Genomic DNA, 19,996 nt, shown 5'->3' on the forward strand with positions numbered 1-19,996 from the left:
GTGGGGCGGTCCACCGGAGACGCATCCCAGGGGCCGGCCGGCCCCTGGGACTCATTCCTTCACGGCGCCTCCGGTGAGGCCGCGTACGAAGAAGCGCTGCAGGAGGACGAAGCAGAGCACGACGGGGATGGCTGCCATGACGGAGCCGGCCATGAGCAGGTCCCAGCGGGGTGCGAACTGGTTCTGGAACCGGGCCAGACCGACCGGGAGTGTGCGCAGCAGTTCGTTGTTGGTGACGAGGCTGGGCCAGGCGAATTCGCCCCAGGTCCACATGAACTTCAGCACTGCGACGGTGCCCAGGGCTGCCCAGGAGTTGGGCAGCAGGATGCTCACCAGGGTCCGTATCCGGCCGGCTCCGTCCATGGCCGCCGCTTCGTCGAGTTGTGCGGGCAGGGTGATGAAGTGCTGGCGCAGCAGGAAGATGCCGGTCGGACTGGCGAGGAAGGGGATGATCAGGGCCCAGTAGGTGTCGATCCAGCCGAGGTCGCGCATGACGAGGTACAGCGGGACGAGGATGACCTGGGTGGGGATCATCAGGGTGGCGAGGATGAGGGTGAGGACGGCCTGGCGGCCCTTGAACCTGATCCGGCTGAGGCCGTAGGCGGCCAGGGTGTCGAAGACGAGGTTGCCCGCTACGACGGCGCCGGAGACGATCACCGAGTTGGCGAACCACTGCCAGAAGGGGAAGCGGGAGAGGACCTCGCGGTAGGCATCCAGGGACACCGTGTCGGGGAGGAAGCTCGCCTCGGTGCCCATGAGGTCTTCCATGGGCTGCAGCGAGGTCAGCACCATCCACACGACCGGCAGGCCCGCGAAGATGCTGATGAGGGTGAGCCACAGTCCTCGCGGCAGTGCGCTGGGAAGACGTCTCATGATTCCTCCCGGGAGGACAGACGCAGCCGGATCATCGTGATGACCAGCAGGATCACGAACAGCACGACGGAGGCCGCGGAGGCCACGCCGACATCGGTGAGCAGCTTTGTGTAGATGAAGGTCACCACGGTCAGGGTGGCGTTGCCCGGTCCGCCTTCGGTCATCACCCATACCTGGTCGAAGACCTTGAAGGAGTTGAAGAGCAGCAGCAGGAAGACCGCTGCGCTCGCCGGCCGGAGCATCGGCAGGGTGAGGGAGCGGAACTGCCGCCACGGGCCGGCGCGGTCGATGGTCGCCGCCTCGTAGAGTTCGGCGGGGATGCGCTGGAGTCCGCCGAGGAGGATCAGGGCGTAGATGCCGAAGTCCTTCCAGATGCTGACCAGGGCCACGGCCGGAAGGGCGAGGTGCTGGTCGAACAGCCATCGGGCGCCGTCCACGCCGACGAGGGCGATGAGGTTGTTGACCAGTCCGTGGTCGGGTTCGTACAGCCACTTCCAGATGAGGCCTGCCACGACCATCGGGATGACCGCGGGCAGCACGGTGATGGTGCGCACGAGGCGGGCTGAGGCCATCTCCCGGTTGGCTGCCATGGCTGTCGCCAGGGCCAGCACGTAGGTGCCGATGAGGGTGAGAAGGGTGAACACCAGGGTGTTGACCAGGCTCTCCCGGAAGGGGCCCGGGCCGAGGAGGGTGGCGTAGTTGTCCGCGCCGACGAACTGCTTGGGGCCCAGCAGGTTCCACCGGTCGGTGCTCAGGAGCATCGACTGGACCATGGGGTAGAACGTGAAGCCGAGGATGACCAGCAGGGCGGGGGCGACGGACAGCCAGCCGGCGAGTGCGCCGGTCGGCAGGCGCCGTCTGCGCCCGGCGCCGCGGGGGCGGCGGTTGTGGCTGCCGCCCCCGTTGCGCGTGGGGAGCTTTGCGGGAAGCTCGGTGAAGGTGGGCATGGCGGCTGCTACTTCTCCGCTTCCAGGGCCTTGCCGACCTGGTCGTCGATGGACTTCAGGGCCTCACCCACCGGCACCTGGCCGCCGACGCCCGCGACGATGGAAGCCTTCTGAGCCTCCCAGCGCGTGTCCCAGGCGTGCCGGTCCTGCAGCACCAGGTCGGGCGAGTTACGGCTGAGCTGTTCCAGGATCGGCTTCCAGCTCGGGTCGGAGTTGACCTTCTTGTCGAACGCGGCCTTGGCCTCGGCGGAGACCTTGGAGGGCTGGTAGGGGAAGATCGCGTGGAAGTCCATGTACTGTGCGCTGCGCTCGGGTGAGGCGAGCCACTTCATGAACGTGCCGGCGGCCTTCAGGTCCTTGGCGCGCGAGTTGGCCACCAGGCTGTGTCCGCCGACCATGGAACAGCCGCTGGCGGGTCCCTTGGGCATGGGCGCGACGGCCCACTTGCCGTCTGTCTTCTCACCGCCTGCCTGGACATCGGCGATCACCGACTGGAAGAAGGGGAACATGGCGACCTTGCCGTCGATGAACCCGTTGAGGGCGCTGGTCCCGACGGGGGAGATCTTGTCGGTGTAGAAGGACTTCATGTACTTCATCGCGGTCTTGCCGGCGGCCGAGTTCTGCGTCGACGTGGTGTAGTCGGAGGAGGTGAGGCTGCCGCCGGCCTGGCAGAGGAAGCTCTCCCAGGTGGAGTTGATGGCGTTGAGGTGGTCGTCCATGCCCTTGAACTGCCAGCCGCTGACCTTGTGTCCGTCGGCGGCCGACCGCTTGGTGATGGTCGAGGCCGTGGACTTCAGCTCCTCCCAGGTGGCGGGGGGCTCGGCGAAGCCGTACTTCTTGAGGATGTCGGTGCGGTACATCATGACGCCGACGTCGAAGTAGAGCGGCGCGCCGTAGAGCTTGCCGTTGTATTCGTCGATCTTGGCGAGGTCCAGGTACTTGTCGGTGTCCTCCTTGGTGTAGCCCAGGCTGTCCAGCGGGGCCAGCGAGCCGGCCTTGAGGTACTGCAGTTCCAGCCCGTTGTTCATCAGCCACACGTCCGGTCCGGTGCCGGCACCCACCGCCTGCTTGATCTTTTCCCGGCCGTCCTTCCACTCCAGCTGGGTGAGGCGGACGGTCACCTTGTCCTGGGACTTGTTGAACTCATCGACGAGTTCCTTGACCTTGCTGTCCTGGCCGATCCAGAACGGCATGGACCAGAACTCGACGGTGGATCGGCCCCCGGCGGAGGAGTCGGGGGAGCTGGACGTCGAACAGGCCGATGCGGTGATCGCGCAGACGGTGGCCAGGGACGCGGCGAGCAGCAGACGGCGTCTGGGTCGTGCCATGGTGCAGTCTCCTTGAACTGATGGCTACAAAAGTGACGAAGTGGACAGGAAGGGGGTGTGCGGGGTCAGCGGTGGCTGCCCGGCGGGCGGCGCACCGCGGGTCATGGAAGGTCAGTAGCGGGCGACGGTGTAGCGGTCCACGACCGCGTCGTCGATCTCCGCTCCAAGGCCGGGGCCCGTGGGGACCGTCAGGGCCCCGTCGCGGAACTCGGGCGGGTTGGTCAGGATCCGTTCCCGGATGGGGTTGGGCAGGCGGTTGTACTCGTAGGTCCGCAGGTTGGGGACGGCGGCGCACAACTGCAGGGCCGCGCACAGGCTGACGCCGGAGCCAACGCCGTGCGGGGCAATGTCGACGTGGAAGGCCGAGGCGAGTGCCGAAAGCCGGGACGCCTCGGTGATGCCACCGCAGCGGGCTACGTTCGGCATGAAGACGTCGATCGCCCGGTGCAGCAGTGAATCGCGCAGGTCGAACCGGGTGAAGTGGGTCTCGCCGTTGACGATGGTGAGGCCTGTGCGGCGGCGCAGTTCGGCGAGGTTGGCCAGGTCGTCCACCTGCAGGGGTTCCTCGAACCAGGAGATGCCCAGGTCGTGGAGCACCGATCCGACCTGGGTGGCCTCGTCGAGATCGTAGGCGCAGTTGACGTCGGTGAGGATCTCGATGTCGTCCCCGACGGCCTGCCGCACCGCGTTCAGATGGGCCCGGTCGGTGCGGGCCCCGCGGCCGATCTTGACCTTCAGGGCGCGGAAGCCGTTGTCGACGAAGCCGAGTGCCTGGCGTGCGGAGTCGGCGGGGTCGGCGTGCAGGGCGACAGGGCTGGCGTAGCAGTCGACGCGCTCACGGATCGGCCCGCCCAGCAGCCGGTGCACCGGCAGGCCGGTGATCTTGCCGCGCAGGTCCCACAGCGCGAGGTCGACGCCGGCCAGCGCTTCCAGGTAGAAGCCGCGGTTGTGGCCGCCGGCGGCCTGTCCCTGGTAGAGGCGCTGCCACACGGCGGTACTCGCGGTGGCGTCCTGGCCGATCAGCAGAGGGGCGAGCACGGTGGAGACCACCGTGGCGGTCACCTGGGGCGAGGGCAGGCCGTAGCACTCGCCGATGCCCACGGATCCGTCCTCGGCGTGCACCTTGACCAGGGTCGCGTACTGGCCGCGGCGGGGCAGAACGAGGTGGCTGGAGGCCGGGTAGCGCAGCCAGTCGGGTACGTCCTCCGGGGAGTCGTACAGATCGTCGAAGCTGGCCGACAGGGCCAGCGCCTCGATCTTGGTGATGCGCACGCAGGGCGTGGACATGGGGTGGTTCTCCAGGTGTTCGGTGCCGCCGGCTGACGTGCCGCCCGGCGGCATGGGCCGGGCGCCGCGAGGGGCGGGACTAGAGGGCCGTGCGGGCCGCAGAAGCCCGCGCTCAGCGGGACCGTCCCTGCACCGGGCGGCCGTCGTGAGGCCGCAGCCGGTGAGTGGGTGCCGGTTCGCCGGCCGGCCCGGTGAGGGCCAGGAAGTGTGATGCGAGGGTCGTACACCGCCTGAGTGCGGTTGCCGGGTCACGGTGCTCCCGACACCCCTGAAGGTATTCCATATACGAAATAATTGCTAGAGGGGTGGCGAGAAAACTTCTCCCGTTCCGCGGTCGGCGACGCCCGAGCGCCCGAGGTCAGAGGCCGTCTGCCGTGTATGCGCAGGCGGGGGGAGCTGTCACCGTGCTGGTGCGGGCGAGCACGGCTCCGGCCCAGGGGCCGGGCCGCCGCAGCCGATGTCTGGCCGTCGTGACGAACATCAGGCCGCCCCCGAAGGCGACGCTGCTCGGGTGCGCAGTCGGCACGGCGACGATGCGCAGTACCCGGCCGTCCGGCGCGTAGCAGCGGACCTGACCGCTCCCCCACAGAGCGACCCACAGGTTGGCGTCGTCGTCCACGGTCATGCCGTCCGGGCGGCCTTCGCGCGGCGCGAGGCGGACGAAGGGCTCCGAGCCGGCCAGTGCACCCGTGGCCGGGTCGACGGTGTGCCGGGTGATGGTGCCGCGGGCGCTGTCCGCGAGGTAGAGGCGCTTCCCGTCGGCGGTGAAAGCCGGCCCGTTGGGCACGGTCAGTCCGTCGAGGACCTGCTGGACCGATCCGTCCGGGTCGGTGCGGAACAGCGAGCCGGCGCCGTCCGCGGCGCCGGCCTCCATGCTGCCCGCCCAGAAGCGGCCCGCGGGATCGCACACGCCGTCGTTCATGCGCATGACGCGGCCACGGACCGCGGCGGGCCGGGCCAGCCAATGGACCCGGCCTGCCGTAGTGCACAGGGCGATGCCGTCGCCGGCCGCGGCGATCCATCCCGCTCCGGCGTCTGCCGCCGGGGCGACCGCGCCGAGCGGCACCCCCAGGCTCAGCAGCCGTCGGACACCCGTGGACGGGGCCCGGCACCGGTACAGGTCGCCGCGCAGGAGGTCGACGAAGAGCAGCCGTCCGTCCGCGGTCCAGCGTGCCCCTTCGGCCAGTTGGTACCGGGTGGAGGTGAGAGGCCGCCAGGGAGCGGGCCTCCGGGCGGCCGTCACCGGATCGCGCTGCCGGGCGCGGCTCTCAGCAGGGTGAGGTCCTCACGTGTGGGCAGGCCTTCCCAGTCGCCGCTGGATGCGACGGCGAACGCCCCCACCGCCACGGCCCGACGCAGCCGGCCGGCGACCGGCTCCCCGTCGAGCAGGGCGGAGAGATAACCGGCGACGAAGGCGTCTCCGGCGCCCACCGTGTCCCGGACAGTGACCGCGACCGCTCGCTGCGCCGTCGCTCCCGACGCGTCGAACACCTCCGCGCCCTCCGCTCCGCGCTTGACCACCACCTCCCGCACACCGCATTCCAGCAGTGCCTGGACCTGCTTGGCCTCACCCGCCGCCCCGGCCGGCGCCGCCAGGGCGAGTTCGTCCTCGGAGGCGACCAGCACGTCCACGTGCGGCATCAGCGGTCTGAGCGCCGCGGCCGCCTGCTCGGGAGACCACAGCTTGGACCGGTAGTTCACGTCCAGGCACACCGTCGCCCCGGCCGCGGGCGCGGAACGGACCGCGGCCTCTACCGCGTCGAGTGCACCCCGGCCGAGCGCCGCCGTGATGCCGGTCGTATGCACGATGCGGGCGCCCTGCTTGAGGGACGGCTCGATGTGGGCCGGTATGAGACGGGAACCGGCCGACGCCTCCCGGTAATAGGAGACCCGGGTCAGATCGGCGATGCGCGGCTCGAAGACGACCAGCCCGGTGGGCCCGTCGGCCTGTGCCGCGTGACTGGTGTCGACGTTCTCGGCGCGCAGCGTGCGCAGCACGAGAGCACCGAGCTCGTCGGTTCCGGTGAGGCCGATCCAGCGCACCCGGTGCCCCAGGCGCGCCAGGCCGATGGCGACATTGGCCTCCGCGCCCGCGACGGACATGCGCAGCGCTCCGCCGGTGCGCACAGGCTGGTCGGCGCGCAGCGACACCATGGCCTCGCCGAAGGTCAGCACGTCGGTCACAGGTCCTCCCCGGCCAGGGAACGGAAAGCCTCGGCACGGGTGCGCAGTCCCGCCGGGTCACCGTCGGCCGCGCGTCCGACCAGAGGGCTTCCCACTCCGACGGCAACGGCTCCGGCGGCCAGATACGCACGGGCCGCTGCCGCATCGATCCCGCCGACCGGCACAAACGGCACCTGAGGAAACGGCCCGCGCAGGGCTCTCAGCAGCTGCGGTCCGCCCCCCGGTCCCGCGGGGAAGAGCTTGACGGCCGTGGCGCCCTCGGCGAGAGCCTGTGCGACCTCGGTGGGAGTCAACGCCCCGGCCAGGACGGGAAGGCCCATGGCCCGGGACGCGGCGACCGCGTCGGTGATGCCCGGCGTGACGATGAAAGCCGCACCGGCGTCAGCCGCCGACCCGGCGTCCTGGGCGGTGAGCACCGTCCCGGCGCCGAGCAGCGCATCCGGTCCGAGAACGGCGCGCGCGCGTTCGATGACCCGCAGGGCGTCGGCGCACGTGAGTGAGACCTCGATCAGGTCGATCCCCGACCGGGCGAGTGTCACCACCGTGTCGAGCGCGGCCTCGGGGCTGTTGCCGCGCACGATGGCCAGCAGACGCCGGGTCGTGAGTGCGGCGAGGAGGTCAGGGCGTAGCAAGGGACCCTCCGATGCACATTGAGGATGTTTAGTAGATCGTATACCTTCTGGGAGAGTCGAGTTCAACCCGCCGCCGCGACCGGTCCGCTCCGCGTCGGGCGGCCGACCGTGAGGTGCTGACAGATGTCCCGTACCGTCCTGATCACCGGAGCAGCCGGCGGAATCGGCCGGGCCGTCGCGGCCCGCTTCGCCGCCGATGGCGCCCGGGTCGTCGGCCTTGACCTGAGCGACCCCGAACTGCCCGGCGTGACCTACGTCCACACGGACGTGACCGATGCCGCCGAGGTCGCCACCGCGGTACGCGGCGCGGTGCCCGCCGGTGAAGCCGTGCAGACCCTGGTCACCTGCGCGGGCCTCACCGAGGGCCGGCCCCTGCACCGGACCACCGCAGAGGAATGGGAGGCGGTACTGCGGGCCAACCTCACCTCCGTTTACCTGTGTGTGCGCGAAGTCCTGCCCGGGATGATCACCGCGGGTTCCGGCTCGGTCGTCACTGTCGGGTCCGTGCTGCACCGCACCGCGGCGCCCGGACTGCCCGCCTACGCGGCGGCCAAGGGGGCGATCGCAGCCCTCACACGCCAGCTCGCCGTCGACTACGGGCAGCACGGCATCCGCTTCGTCACCGTCTCACCCGGCTGGGTGCGCACTCCCGCGACGGAATCCCGGCTCGGCGACCAGGAGGACCTTCAGCGCCTGCGGCACAGCAACCCCCTGCGCACGCTCGGCACACCCGAGCAGATCGCGGCCGCCGTCGCCTACGCCGCGGGCCCCGGGGCCGCGCTGCTGACCGGGACCGAACTCGTGCTGGACGCCGGAGCTTCCGTGGTGAGCCCGGCGAGCCTGCTGCGCGACACCCACCGCCGGCAGATGGGCCTACCGCCCCTGTGACGCCCCCACCGGTGACCGGAGACCCGCCCTGGGGACAGCGGCAGGCGTGACCCGGTGAGCGCACCCCGGTGGCGGTCGGGACGGCCACCGAACCCACCAGCGCCGGGCAGACGTCCCGGCTCCGGACCGGCGGTCGGGACGGCCGCTTGACCCACCCGTGCGCCGCACGGTCGGCCCGCCGACGTGAGCAAGAGCGTACGAAGCATCCGCGCCAGGCGGCCCTTCAGGCACGACGCAACTCCGGCAGCCGGACATCACCGTCCTGACCAGGGCGGGCACGACGCCGATGTACGCACCCCCAAGGGCCACACCCGGAACCTCCGCGCCGGCCTCGCCCGCAGCACGGGTCGGCACCTGGCACACGCGTGGGCGCGGCTGGGCAGGCCCTCCACCGAACCGCGTCGGCCCAACCGCCGGGGGCGCCCGCACACCGCCAGGGCCCGCCACCCCGCAGGCACCGGGCCAGGACACCCGCGTGCCGCCCACCGCAGCGCACCGGCACAGCCGGAACCGAAGCACCGGACGCGCTCCACCACCACTGCACGAAGCAGCGCACTACTCAAGATCACCGGTGCACCCCCACCCCTGCTGCGCCCCGGAAGGGCCGGCGTTCAGCGATCCCGGTCCCCCTCCAGCCGCGACTGGGAGACCGTATGCGCGCTCGCCGCGGCCGCGACCGCCTCGGGATCACCACCGCGCAGGGCCCGGATCACCGCTTCATGCTCCTCGACCACCGAACTCCAGTCCATCCCCTCCTTCGGAGCGATCAGGCGGTAGCGCTGGATCGTCAACAGCAACTGCTCGGTGAGCTCGGCCAGGACGCGGTAACCGCTGGCCGCGGCCAGACGTCGATGGAAATCGGTGTTGAGAGCCGACAGCACCTGATCGTCCCCCGCCCCCACCGCAGCCCGCATCCGCCGCTGCACATCCTGCAAACCCGAGATGAGCCCCGGGTCGGCATTCTGCGCCGCCAGACGCCCGACCAGCCCCTCGATGGCCTCACGCGCCAGGAACACCCCGCGGATCTCGTTCTTGTCCACCTCACTCACCGTCACACCCGAGTGGACACGCGAGATGAGAAGTCCCTCCGACTCCAGGCGCTTGACGGCCTCCCGCACAGGAATCTTGCTCACCCCGAAGGCACGGGCGAGCTCATCCATGTTGATCCGCTCCCCCGGGCGGAGCTCCCCAGAAGCGACAGCGGCACGCACGCTGTCGTAGACGAGGTCGGCCTTGCTCTTCACGGCGGGCAGACGCCCGGCCCACTTCATCGCGGTCATCCGTTCATCGTATGCGATATCCTACTCGCCGGGCATCCCCTTCACGGCACACGTACTCAATAGCCATGGACGCCGCGACGTTCGCCGTCGTCAATCGCTACACGTCGTCGTTCGGTGCCTCGCGCGGCCTGGGGTCAACATGCCGTCCGCTCTCGCCGCAGCGCTGATGAGCGTCTCCACCATCGTCGTCGCCCTCAACGCACAGCTGCTGCGCCGAGTCGACCTTCGCCCTCCACAATCAGGGAGGACGCTCGGCAACCTGCGACCACCCGCGCGACGCGAGCTTCAGGAGGAGGTGACGGCGGCATGAGCCAGGGCAGCGGTCTCCTGCGGCGTACCGTCAACCGGGATGGCCGCGCCCGCTTCGTCGTCGCCCAGCGGTTCGAGGTCGGCAAACTGACTATCGAGCAGGTCGGGCGGCATGAAGTGGCCCTTTCGCGCAGTGATCCGTGCGGCAATCAGCTCACGCGAGCCATCGAGGTGCAGAAAGAAGACGTGCGCCGCGGCGGAAGCCAACCGGTCACGGTAGCGCCTCTTCAGCGCTGAGCATGACACCACTCCCCCGCTGTCCGCATGATCAGCCAGCCATCGTGCGATCTCGTCCAGCCAGGGGCCTCGGTCTTCGTCATCGAGCGGGTGGCCGGCTCGCATCTTCGCCACATTGGCTGGGGGGTGGAAGTCGTCCGCCTCGGCGTAAGGAACCCCGAGGCGCTGCGCAAGCATCTGGCCCACCGTGGTCTTTCCCGAGGCCGACACGCCCATGATCACGACCAGCGGAGCGGTGTTCTGCGACATCCGTCCAGGCTAGGGCCTGCCTACGGCTCGTGCCCGCTACAACTCGATGACCACCTTGACGTCGTCTGGTTGCGGCGTGAATGCCTCTGCCGCGCGCTCCAGCGGCACACGTCGGGTGATCAGGCGCTCAAGCCATGACAGGTCGGCTTCGGCCAGTGCCTCTGCAGCCTGGCGGTAGTGGCGCAGGTTGGCGTTGACCGATCCCACGACCGCGTCGTTCTGCAGCACGATCTCCCTGTTGATGGCGCCCGCGTCCACGGTCACTCTGCGGCCTGCGGGCGACACACCGGTCAGACACACCACCCCGTAGGGCGCGGTGCCCGTCAGCGAGGCGAAGACGAGCTCGCTTGCCCCGGTGGCTTCGATGACGACATCCGGGCACACGGCGGAGACGACCTGCTCAATGCCCTCGGTGTGGAACGCGGCACCCAAGTCACGCACCAGAGCGGGCTTGGGCCCTTCGGTCACCCGGTCGAGCACATGGACCTCCAACCCGCGCTGTGTACCCAGCAGAGCAGCGAGCAGGCCGATGGGACCCGCACCGGTCACCAGAAGGCGGTGCGGCTCGAACCACGAACGGGCACCGACACGTTCGACCTGCTCCCACGCCTTCGCCACCACGGTGGTCGGTTCCATGAGCACACCCACGCGCTCCAGATGGGGCTCCAGCTTCACCGCGTAGTCGGCTTCCACGCACCACACCTGCGCGCCATAACCGTCGATCTCCTTGATGCCGCGTTCGGTGTAGCGGCCGTTGCGGCACATGTCGAACTCCCCCCGGGCGCAGGCCCCACAGGGCTCGGGGTCCGGCCGGCGCACCACCCCGGCGACAAGGTCACCGGCCGAGAATCCGCTGCCAGGAGGCGCCTGGCGCACCCGCCCGAGAGACTCATGCCCGAGCACCAGCCACTCACGGCCCGGAGGGGGCCAGCCGTACTCACCGCGTGCGATCTCCCTGTCCGTTCCGCACACCCCCGCCGCAAGGCCCTGCACCAACAGCTCACCGGCTGCCGGGACGGCCTCCGGCACATCCCGTACCTCAACGGATCCCCGCGCGCCGGGCCGCACCGTCAATGCACGCATCGCCAACCTCGTCCCACTCGTCCGTCGGCGCCTGAAGTCCGCGCGCCGCTGCTTTCCGGTTGTCCTTCTCCGAGGTGTGTCCCGCCCAGAGCCTTCAGCACCAAATGGTCAGGCGGGGGGATGCGAGGTCCCGAGCCTGTATGGGCGGGAGCGCCGCGCACACCGCCGGCCCCGCACGTCTTAGGTGCCCCGCCAGTGGGTGGTAGAGGCGGCGGGGCGTGTCCGCGGTGGCCGCTGAACCCACAGCCAGGCCGAGCGCCTCGAAGATCTCCTTGACGTAGCCCTCGAACCGCTGCCATTCCTCCGGGGCGATGTGCCGCGGCGACACAGCCGCCCACTCCATCGGCATGGATTGATCGTTCATACGCAGCCCCAAGGCGCGCCGTGCGCTCACGTCTCGCCGGAGTCGATCGCTTCCATTATTGGCTGATCCGTGCGCGAGCGCTGCGCGAGCCCACCACGGCTGCGGCAGCACACTGAGTCGAGTTGACGGTCAAAGTCGGAGCCCGCTGCCGGCCGGCCCGTAAAGGTCCAGCAGCCGCGTCCGGGTGGACTGCAGCCGGTTCCCGACCACGGTGACCACACAGCGGGTGACCGCCTGCCCCAGCACCGGATCTTCCTCGCACATGGTGCGCACTGCTGCGGCGTCGAATTCCAGTGTGTGGACCGTGCCGTGCGCTTCGGCGCCGAGCTGCCAGGTGTGCGGCGGGACGAGCCACGACCAGCCGAGCAACTGGCCTGAGCCGAGGGCATCGATGGTGGCCGCCCTGCGGCCGGGAACATGGATGTCGAGGGTGACCCTGCCGGTGCGGATGACCCAGAATTTGTCCGCTCTGGTGCCCTCCTCGAAGATGCGGGCGCCCGTCGGGAAGGACACGTGGGTCGCGCATGCCAGCAGCCGGTCGCGGTGTGCGGGCGAGAGCATTTCCAGCAGGTTTGTCGTGGACCTCATGGCCGTCCTCCCGTTTCTGGGCGGAATCTGCGGAGGGCCCGTGCCAGGGCGGCAGCCATACGTCACTACGCCCCGTGCCCGGTGTTGCCGCCGGCGATGTTGTGGCACCTCCCGGCTGGGCGAGTGGGGAGCTGCACCGGTGCTGTCAGTTTCGGAGCAGCTCTGCGAGTACTTCGGCTTCGCTGATCTCGGGATGCTTGGTTGCGGTGAGCAGTGTCAGGGTCCGTTGCTGGGCGAGCTCGCGCAGGTGTGCCACAGCGTCCGCGTGTGCGGGGTCTTTGAGTTCGGTCCGGTAGCGGCGGCTGAATTCATGGAATCGTTCAGGGTCGTGGCTGTACCACTTGCGCAGCTCTGTTGAGGGGGCGACCTGCTTGCACCACTCGTCGAGGTGTGCGTGCTCCTTGGTCATTCCCCGGGGCCAGATGCGGTCGACCAGCACTCTGGTGCCATCGGTCTGCGCAGGCTCCTCGTAGATGCGGCGGACGTGGACGGCCTTGTTGTGTGCCATCACGGGACCTCCTGGTGGGGCGTCATACGTAGTAGCGAGCGATGATCTCGAGCCGCGCCACTTCGTCGGGTCCTGGATGGGCCACCAGCACGGGCAGGCCACTGGGATCCCGGCCCTCGATGAGGGTGAAGCCGTCCCCCTGCCGGGTGTTGACACGATCGGAGCGGGCTCTGAGCACGCGCTCGCACCGCTGGAAGTCGTCGGGTCCGTCTGCCGTCCAGATGACGTACTGCGCGCCGACGTGACCCACCGGGTGCATGGCCTTGGGGCCCACCGTGCGCAGGTATACCTGGAAGCCGCCCTGGCTCACGAGCAGCGCGGCAGTGGTCGTGCGGACCGTGAGCTCCATCTTCAGCAGCTCCTGGTAGAAGTCCGCTGATTCGTCGTGGTCGTGGACGAACAGCACGACCGAGGCCAGCCGCGGCCCGTACCCGTCGGGTCCGGTACCGGTCGGATCTGAACCGTCCGGAAGCGGTGCAGGGCGCCGACTGGAAGACGCCGCTTCATGTGGATGCGCCATGAGTCCTTCCATTTTCAACCGTTGTGCGAGGTTCGGTACGCATTTCCGGTTCCCTTTCCACGCTACTCGGCCTGCGTCTTGCCCACCGGAATCACGCAGGGAACGCGTTGTCAGGCCGGCCAGGCGAGGAAGCCTCCGACGAGGGTTCCGTAGGCGAGGTGTGCGGCGAGGGTGACGGTGGGGGTGCTGGGGCCGTAGTTGAGCATGAGGAATCCGGGTGGTTCCAGCAGGGCGACGTCGGGGGCGCTGGTCTGGGAGGTACCCATGCGCGGGTGGATGAGGGGCAGCAGGATGTTGACCAGTGCGGTGGCGGCGAACAGGCCGTGGACCAGGCCGAAGACACATCCCAGCCACCAGCTGCTGTAGCCGATGGCGGCGAAGACCGCGTAGTACAGCAGGGCGAAGATCTGCCCGTTGATGAAGTGCGCGCCGTAGCCGAGGGCCTTGGCGCGAGTCCGGTCGCCGGTGAAGGCGGTCCCCAGCAGGAACGGCAGGTCGACGCGGGTCAGATTGAGAGCGTTGGCTGCGCGCAGACCCGTGGTCAGGACCAGGGTGCCGACGAACCCGCCCGCCAGGGCCGCCCAGATGCTCATCGCGCCGCCTCCTCGATCGCGCAGGCCGCGCTGATCAGGGCCAGGTGGGTCAGGCCCTGGGGCAGGTTGCCCAGGAAGGCACTGGTCGGCGGGTCGATCTCCTCGCTGTAGAGGCCGACGTCGTTGCTGAGCGCCACGAGCCGCTCCATGAGTGACACGGCTTCGTCGGCACGGTCACAGCGGGCGAGGGCTTCGGCGAGCCAGAAGGAGCAGGCGAGGAAGGCGCCCTCGCTGCCCGGGACGCCGTCCGCGCCGAGGTAGCGGTGGACGTAGGGGCCGTCCTGCAACGCCTGCTGGACGGCGGTGAGAGTTCCGCGCATGCGCGGGTCGTCAGGCGGACGGTAGCCGTGCAGCAGCCCGAGAAGCAGACTGGCGTCCACCTCGTCACCGCCGGCGGAGCGCACATAGCTGTTCAACCGCGCAGAGAAGCAGCGATCGTCGACGAACTCGGCGATCGCCTGTCGCGCGCGCTGCCACCGGGCCGCGTGCCGGTCCGGGATCAGCTGCCGGCGGGCGAGGTCGAGGGCGCGGTCGAGGGCGATCCAGCACATCATCTTGGACTGAGTGAAGTGTTCAGGGTCGCTGCGTACCTCCCAGATGCCCGCGTCCGGCATCTGCCAGACCGTGCAGACGAAGTCGGCGGTCTCGGCCAGCCGGCGGGCGATGTCGGCGTCGAGCCGGTGGCCCGCGGCGGTGTACAGCCAGGCGGTCTGCAGCAGTTCCCCGTAGGTGTCCAGCTGGAGCTGGTCGACGGCGGCGTTGCCGACGCGTACGGGCGCCGAGCCGCGGTAGCCCGCCAGCGGAAGCGTCCTTTCCGGTGCCCGGGTGCCGCCGTCGAGGCGGTACAGGACGTGCAGGCGGGGGTGGGTGAGCTGGGAGGCGTGCATCAGCCACCAGAAGTAGCCGGTCGCCTCCGGCGCGCAGCCGAGCTTGAGGAAGGCGTTCAGGGTGAAGGCGGAGTCGCGGATCCAGCTGAAGCGGTAGTCCCAGTTGCGTTCCCCTGCGAGCTCCTCGGGCAGTGAGCAGGTCGCGGCGGCTGCGACCGCGGCGGAGGGCGCGAAGACCAGCAGTTTGAGGGCGAGCGCACTGCGCAGCACCGCCTCGCGCCAGGGGCCCGCGTATGAGCGCTTGTCCGCCCAGTGCCTCCAGGTGGCGCTGGTGTGCTCCAGGCGGGCCTCGCACTCGGCGCGCGTGGGCAGGATCAGCGGCTCTTGGTGCGCGTACGGCAGCGCGAGCAGCGCACGGGTACCGAGCTCCGTCCGGAACTCGGATGTGACGGCATCACCGGTGAGCCGCGGCTGTCCCGCGTTCCAGGCGCGGACCGCGACGGCATCGGGTCCGAAGGTGGCCACCGGGACGCCGGCGCGGTGGGTCATGTGCGGCGCCTGGGTACCGTAGCCGAAGCGCGGCTGGACGCTCCAGCGCATGGGGACGCTGCCCGCCAGGCCCTCGATCCGCCGGACCAGCTCCCGCCCGGGCGCCAGGTCGTCGGAGGTGGCGATGGTCAGCGCGTCGGTGACCCGGGCCGTGCCGTCCGCGGTGGTGAACGTCGTCTCCAGCACGTTGGTGTGGGGCACATACCGGCGGGCGACGCTGCAGGGAACGTCGGGCTGGAGGAGGAACCTGCCGCTGCGGACGGGGTCGAGGACGGCGGCGAACAGGGTCGGCGAGTCCAGGTCCGGCCAGGCCAGCCAGTCCACCGCGCCGTCCCGAGCGATGAGCGCGACGCAACGGCCGTCACCGATCACCGCGTAGTCCCGCAGCTCCGCGTACCCGTCCACGCGTACCGGCCACCCTGTCGGGGCATCTGGCAGAGCCGGCAGGGCCTCCTGCCGATTCCGGGGCCTGTCCGGCGGTGGCGACGCAGGTCCCGAAGCGGACGGTGTGGATGTCACGAAGACACCCTCCCAGTAGGGAGTGCATCGGCGTCATACGCCGGGTGACGCCAGCGGTGCGCCTCGGGCCACCATCGCGCCGGAGGCCGGTCTAGCCCCGTTCGACATGACGGTAGTGCTGCGGGACAGGTCCGCCCGTACGGCTTCGGCCGGGGAGCGGCCTGCCTACGCCTGGTCAACTCACGCGGTGCAGGTGGAGCGGCTGGGCGCTCTGCACCGCCTGTTCGTCGCTTTCCTGGAGGGGGGTGAGCCGGATACCGACGTGGTAGTCCTGGACCAGCATCCAGCCCAGGAAGCCGGCTCCGAGCGTGCAGGCGAGTCCGGCCGCGGACAGGGCCAGTCCGGCGGTGGCGCTTCTCGCGGGGCCGTCCCAGTGGGTGGCGTAGATACCAAGGCTCGCGCCGAAGAGGCCTAGCGCCGCGACATTGAGACTGCCATGGGCGATGCCGACGGTCTTGGCCGCCGACCGGCGGGGAACGCCGAACGCCAGATCGGCTATGCCCGGCAGGGCCGCCAGCAGTGCCGTGCCGACTCCGGCGATGTTGAGGGCGATGGCCAGGTTGAGCCAGAACTGCTGCCCGCTGGCCGCATAGACGGCGAAACCCACCAGGGTTCCGGTGTAGCAGGCCACGGGGTAACCGACGAGCATCGGGTGGAGGGGATGACCTGCGATGGTGACCTTGCTGTACATGGCACCTCCAGGCGCTTGTCCGTTCCTTTCCAGGCTCTCCCTCGATGGACAGGAGCGCCAACGCGGGCCGGTCAACAGTTCCGGCATTGCGCGCACCGAGGAGCCTTGGCCTCTCAACTCGGCTGGCCCGAAGGGTTTCTCAGGGCGACGGGCCGTTGTCTACTACGCGGAAGCTACCGGGGTCGCCGCCCAGGCGGTGGTCGGTTGTCTCGCGGTGCCGGGGGGCGCAGCCTTCTCATCGTGAAAGCGATGGGGAACAGGACGACCAGCGTGAGCAACGAGGTCACCACGACCATGGCATTGACGCGAGGGTCGTGGAGCTCTGCGTCGCGACGACCATGGATGCCGCGACGTTGCGTTGTGCCGTACCCAGCCCCAGCACCTCGCGGCGGTGCCGCTGTCTACCACCGAAACCGTAGCCGATCACGAACGCACTGACGATCGCTGAGACGCCGGCCAGAATCGGCGTCCCTTGACTGAGCAGGTCGGCGATCGTGGCGGCATTGCGCCATATCGTTGCCGCGACGAACACCAGCAACGCCACCGTCGAGACGGTCTGCACCCGCGGCAGCAACCGGGGCGCCCACTCCTTCAGACGCGCACGGAAGACGAGCCCGGCCACCAGTGGCAGCAGCATGGTCAAAACGAGCGGTGTAGCGATGGCCACCGCGCTGACCGTGGTCCCAGGCACGAGCACGGGCACAGCGAGAGGCATATACAGCACCGTCACCGGCAGCAGAGCCACCAGCAGGGCCGCGCTCGTGCCCATCCGCCCCTCGGCGGCCTCGGTCAGCTTGACCAGAAACGGTGCTCCCGCTGCCGTGGAGAGCAGCAGCAGACCGGTTTCCAGTGGCCAGTCGAGTGGCACGAGCCGCACGATTCCCAATGCCAACAGGGGAACCAGCACGAAATTGGCGATCAGGGCACGTGAGACCGCACCCACATCACGCAGGGGCCCCAGGACACTTCGCAGAGCGGTACCCAGGCCGACCGAGAGCATGGAGGCCACTGAGTACACCAGCACTGCTACCGGGATGATGTAGGAGAGCGAGTTCGACACCCGAGGTCCCTCTCCGGTTCATGAAGCCCTGCAGGTTGTCAGTCGGGTTCGCTGACCACCAGCCCCTCGCGAGGTACGCCCGGATGCTCTGGAGGGTAGGGGAGCAGTTCGGATTCGATGCGATTCCACGTGGACTTCATCGCGGCGAGCAGGTCGGGATGGTGCTCGGCGACGTTGGCCTGTTCCCGGCCGTCGACCGTCACGTCGTAGAGCAGGTGGTAGTCGCCCGGCCAACGTGGCCAGTTGCCCAGCACAGGGCGGTCGCGCTTGTCGAACAGATACTTGAACTTGCCTCGGCGCAACGCCCCTTGGTTGGACGTGCGCCAGAACAGATCGTGCTCGGGAAAGTCCGCGCCGTCCAACAGCCACGGCAACAGGCTCATCCCGTCCAGCGGCCAGCCGGGCTCTGGAGAGGTCCCCGCGGCATCGATCAGGGTGGCTGTCCAGTCCATGGTGCTGACCGGCTTGTCGCTGACCTGGCCAGGCGCCACGGCCTCAGGCCAGCGCAACAGATGCGGCACCCGAATGCCGCCTTCGGTGAGGTCTCCCTTCTCCCCCACGAAAGGCCAGTTCTTCGCCCAGCGTTCACCGCCGTTGTCCGACGTGAACACCACGATGGTGTTGTCGCTCTTACCCGCGTTGGCCAGCGCCGTGAGAACGCGGCCAATACCGGCATCCATGGCCTCGACCATTTCGCCGTATTTCGCCAGCGATCCTCTGTCGAAATGCATCAGCGGCGAATGGGTCCAAGCCTCGTCGTACCTGCGGCGAATCTCCCTACCGACCTCTCGGTCGTGAGGCCCCTCCCACGGCCAGTGTGGCGCCGTGTAGTTGAGCTGCACGTAGAAGGGCTCGGCGGATTCCGCGGCAACGAACTCGGCGGCGCGGTCGGAGATGAGATCCGTGTAGTAACCCACGCGTTCGACCGGAGTCTCGCCCTCGTACAGGTCGTGCTCGCCGATCGTGTTGACGTGCTCGAAGTAGTCCATCGCGCCGTCGAAATTGCCGAAGAACGTGTGGAAGCCGATGCGCAAAGGGCTGTACCAGGGCAGCCAACCGCAATGCCACTTACCGAACAGAGCGGTCCGGTACCCTACGTCGGCCGTCAGAGAGGGCAGCGTGGGATGCCCCTCCGGGATGCCGTTTCCCTCGGCATGTGTGGCAAGAGGTTCTTCCAAACCCGCCGGCAGTCTGGTCGGAAACCGCCCCGTGTACAGGCTGATACGGGTCGGGGAGCACCACGGTGAGCCCGCATAGGCGTGAGTGAAACGGACTCCTTCCGCAGCCAGACGGTCAAGGTTCGGGGTCCGGATCGATGCCGAGCCGTAGCACGCCAGATCGCCCCACCCCAGATCGTCGGCCAGGACGTACAAGATATTGGGGACTCTGGCCGGTCGACCGCGTCTCAGGCTCTCGAACGAGAATTGCTTGCCGGGGATAATGTTCGACATACAACTATCCTCCACTCTTCTCGCGGAGCCTCCAGTTTTCGCACCGGGTACCGCGCGACGCTGTGCGCAAAACGACCGCAGCGCTGACGTTCCTGTCCGCAATCGAGACTTTGCGTGAGTGCGAGGGAACCGATACGTCAGGGTGGCGCACGAAGCGCCTGGATCGAGAGCCGCTGCCGTAACAGGGCAGGTCGGTCCGTGGCGCCGCACTCGGCTCGGCCCGCAAGGTGGTCCACATGGCCGCCCTACTTCGAACGGACATACCACGGCAGGCCAGCCCACAACACGGTGAACAGGACCAGGGAGGCTCCGGCGACTGCCGCCCCCTGAGCCCTCCCGAGCACGAAGTCCACGACGAGCAGCATCGAGCCGGACAGGGCCAGGGCGAGGATGGCGAGCCCCATGCTCGTTATCCGGGACGACGCATCGGCGATCAGCCTCTTGGCGTGGCGGCGATAGAGCATTCGGTGCAGCGGGGCGGGGGCGGTCAGCAGCGCCATGGCAGTCACCGAGAGCAGCAGCGTGACCACATAGGTGCCGCGCTGGAAGTCGTCCAAGTCGGCGAACCTCGGAGCGAAGGCCAGGGAAAGCAGGAAGGCGACGAGGATCTGCACGCCCACCTGAGCCACACGCAGTTCCTGCAGCACCTCGGCATAGTTGCGGTCGGCCTGCTCCATCTCCGTCTCGCGCCGCCCGGAGTCCCGGCGGTCGGACTCGCCGGCATCGGGATCGGCGTTTTCTCCTTGTTTCATGAAGAGGATCCTTGCCCGCACGGCGGCGCACAACTGCCGTGCCGCCGTGCGTCCGTAGGGCTGCAACCGCACCTGGCGACGGGCGGCGTTGGGTCTCAGCGGCTTGCCAGATTGCGGCTGTCGGTCTGGACCGATGGCTGCTGGTACGAGGGCTTCTTGGAGCACCGCGTCAAAGTTTCAATAAGCCGCAACAAACCCGGCATGACAAGGCCAGTATGCGCCCAGCATCCGTGTCCGCAACGGCTGCGGGCTCACGCATGCGGCGCTACATATTCGT

Annotated in this window: 20 protein-coding genes; 1 reads left to right on the forward strand and 19 read right to left on the reverse strand. The window is 69.1% G+C overall.

Annotated elements, in window-relative coordinates; all coding sequences use genetic code 11:
• Nucleotides 1-51: 51 nt before the first annotated feature.
• From ACFZDE_RS37705 to ACFZDE_RS37735, 7 genes are all read right to left on the reverse strand, one after another.
• Entirely contained in the window at nucleotides 52-873 is an 822-nt protein-coding gene (locus ACFZDE_RS37705; RefSeq protein WP_391006412.1) for an ABC transporter permease subunit, read from the reverse strand.
• The gene (locus ACFZDE_RS37710) at nucleotides 870-1,820 is read right to left on the reverse strand and encodes an ABC transporter permease subunit (protein ID WP_391213044.1); all 951 of its coding nucleotides are present in this window, start codon (nucleotides 1,818-1,820) and stop codon (nucleotides 870-872) included. The genes ACFZDE_RS37705 and ACFZDE_RS37710 overlap by 4 nt, the downstream gene beginning before the upstream one ends.
• An 8-nt stretch (nucleotides 1,821-1,828) precedes the next feature.
• Nucleotides 1,829-3,148, reverse strand: a complete 1,320-nt coding sequence (locus ACFZDE_RS37715) for an extracellular solute-binding protein (protein ID WP_391213062.1) — start codon at nucleotides 3,146-3,148, stop codon at nucleotides 1,829-1,831.
• A gap of 111 nt (nucleotides 3,149-3,259) precedes the next feature.
• Nucleotides 3,260-4,435 (reverse strand): enolase C-terminal domain-like protein, encoded by a 1,176-nt coding sequence (locus ACFZDE_RS37720; protein ID WP_391213069.1) that lies wholly within the window; start codon nucleotides 4,433-4,435, stop codon nucleotides 3,260-3,262.
• Between the two features lie 358 nt (nucleotides 4,436-4,793).
• Nucleotides 4,794-5,678 carry an SMP-30/gluconolactonase/LRE family protein gene (locus ACFZDE_RS37725; RefSeq protein WP_391213077.1) on the reverse strand — a complete coding sequence of 295 codons (885 nt, stop codon included), beginning with the start codon at nucleotides 5,676-5,678 and terminating at the stop codon, nucleotides 4,794-4,796.
• On the reverse strand, nucleotides 5,675-6,619 hold the full coding sequence (locus ACFZDE_RS37730) for a PfkB family carbohydrate kinase (RefSeq protein WP_391213086.1): 945 nt from the start codon (nucleotides 6,617-6,619) through the stop codon (nucleotides 5,675-5,677). Before ACFZDE_RS37730 ends, ACFZDE_RS37725 begins: the two co-directional genes overlap by 4 nt.
• A complete protein-coding gene (locus ACFZDE_RS37735) occupies nucleotides 6,616-7,251 on the reverse strand; it encodes a bifunctional 4-hydroxy-2-oxoglutarate aldolase/2-dehydro-3-deoxy-phosphogluconate aldolase (protein WP_391006431.1) in 636 nt (211 codons plus the stop codon). Before ACFZDE_RS37735 ends, ACFZDE_RS37730 begins: the two co-directional genes overlap by 4 nt.
• 123 nt (nucleotides 7,252-7,374) lie before the next feature.
• On the opposite strand from ACFZDE_RS37735, the gene ACFZDE_RS37740 reads away from it, so the two are divergent.
• Nucleotides 7,375-8,139: an SDR family oxidoreductase gene (locus tag ACFZDE_RS37740; RefSeq protein ID WP_391213108.1), complete on the forward strand. Its 765-nt coding sequence runs from the start codon at nucleotides 7,375-7,377 to the stop codon at nucleotides 8,137-8,139.
• Nucleotides 8,140-8,750: 611 nt separating this feature from the next.
• Here the strand turns inward: ACFZDE_RS37740 and ACFZDE_RS37745 are convergent.
• The 12 genes from ACFZDE_RS37745 to ACFZDE_RS37800 all read right to left on the reverse strand — a co-directional run bounded on the left by ACFZDE_RS37745 (nucleotide 8,751) and on the right by ACFZDE_RS37800 (nucleotide 19,719).
• A complete protein-coding gene (locus tag ACFZDE_RS37745) occupies nucleotides 8,751-9,419 on the reverse strand; it encodes an FCD domain-containing protein (protein ID WP_391213116.1) in 669 nt (222 codons plus the stop codon).
• Between the two features lie 285 nt (nucleotides 9,420-9,704).
• Nucleotides 9,705-10,214, reverse strand: coding sequence for a gluconokinase, GntK/IdnK-type (locus ACFZDE_RS37750; protein ID WP_391213125.1), 510 nt, complete (start codon nucleotides 10,212-10,214; stop codon nucleotides 9,705-9,707).
• A 36-nt stretch (nucleotides 10,215-10,250) separates the two neighbouring features.
• A complete protein-coding gene (locus tag ACFZDE_RS37755) occupies nucleotides 10,251-11,297 on the reverse strand; it encodes an alcohol dehydrogenase catalytic domain-containing protein (RefSeq protein WP_391213130.1) in 1,047 nt (348 codons plus the stop codon).
• Between the two features lie 493 nt (nucleotides 11,298-11,790).
• The gene (locus tag ACFZDE_RS37760; RefSeq protein ID WP_391213139.1) at nucleotides 11,791-12,249 is read right to left on the reverse strand and encodes a cyclic nucleotide-binding domain-containing protein; all 459 of its coding nucleotides are present in this window, start codon (nucleotides 12,247-12,249) and stop codon (nucleotides 11,791-11,793) included.
• Nucleotides 12,250-12,394: 145 nt separating this feature from the next.
• Nucleotides 12,395-12,757 (reverse strand): DUF488 family protein, encoded by a 363-nt coding sequence (locus ACFZDE_RS37765; protein WP_391213148.1) that lies wholly within the window; start codon nucleotides 12,755-12,757, stop codon nucleotides 12,395-12,397.
• 22 nt (nucleotides 12,758-12,779) lie between these two features.
• Nucleotides 12,780-13,277, reverse strand: coding sequence for a VOC family protein (locus ACFZDE_RS37770; protein WP_391213153.1), 498 nt, complete (start codon nucleotides 13,275-13,277; stop codon nucleotides 12,780-12,782).
• Between the two features lie 110 nt (nucleotides 13,278-13,387).
• Nucleotides 13,388-13,870: a hypothetical protein gene (locus tag ACFZDE_RS37775; protein ID WP_391006454.1), complete on the reverse strand. Its 483-nt coding sequence runs from the start codon at nucleotides 13,868-13,870 to the stop codon at nucleotides 13,388-13,390.
• Complete coding sequence (locus tag ACFZDE_RS37780; protein WP_391213168.1) at nucleotides 13,867-15,651, reverse strand: glycoside hydrolase family 15 protein; 1,785 nt, start codon at nucleotides 15,649-15,651, stop codon at nucleotides 13,867-13,869. Before ACFZDE_RS37780 ends, ACFZDE_RS37775 begins: the two co-directional genes overlap by 4 nt.
• 289 nt (nucleotides 15,652-15,940) lie before the next feature.
• On the reverse strand, nucleotides 15,941-16,456 hold the full coding sequence (locus ACFZDE_RS37785) for a DUF2231 domain-containing protein (RefSeq protein WP_391006460.1): 516 nt from the start codon (nucleotides 16,454-16,456) through the stop codon (nucleotides 15,941-15,943).
• 283 nt (nucleotides 16,457-16,739) lie between these two features.
• Entirely contained in the window at nucleotides 16,740-17,516 is a 777-nt protein-coding gene (locus ACFZDE_RS37790; protein ID WP_391213185.1) for a bile acid:sodium symporter, read from the reverse strand.
• Between the two features lie 38 nt (nucleotides 17,517-17,554).
• Nucleotides 17,555-18,967, reverse strand: coding sequence for a sulfatase-like hydrolase/transferase (locus ACFZDE_RS37795; RefSeq protein WP_391213193.1), 1,413 nt, complete (start codon nucleotides 18,965-18,967; stop codon nucleotides 17,555-17,557).
• A gap of 245 nt (nucleotides 18,968-19,212) precedes the next feature.
• Nucleotides 19,213-19,719 carry a DUF6328 family protein gene (locus tag ACFZDE_RS37800; protein ID WP_391006466.1) on the reverse strand — a complete coding sequence of 169 codons (507 nt, stop codon included), beginning with the start codon at nucleotides 19,717-19,719 and terminating at the stop codon, nucleotides 19,213-19,215.
• Nucleotides 19,720-19,996 lie beyond the last annotated feature (277 nt).

Origin of the sequence: Streptomyces sp. NPDC007929 (assembly GCF_042959065.1) — a bacterium.
GTDB lineage: Bacteria > Actinomycetota > Actinomycetes > Streptomycetales > Streptomycetaceae > Streptomyces.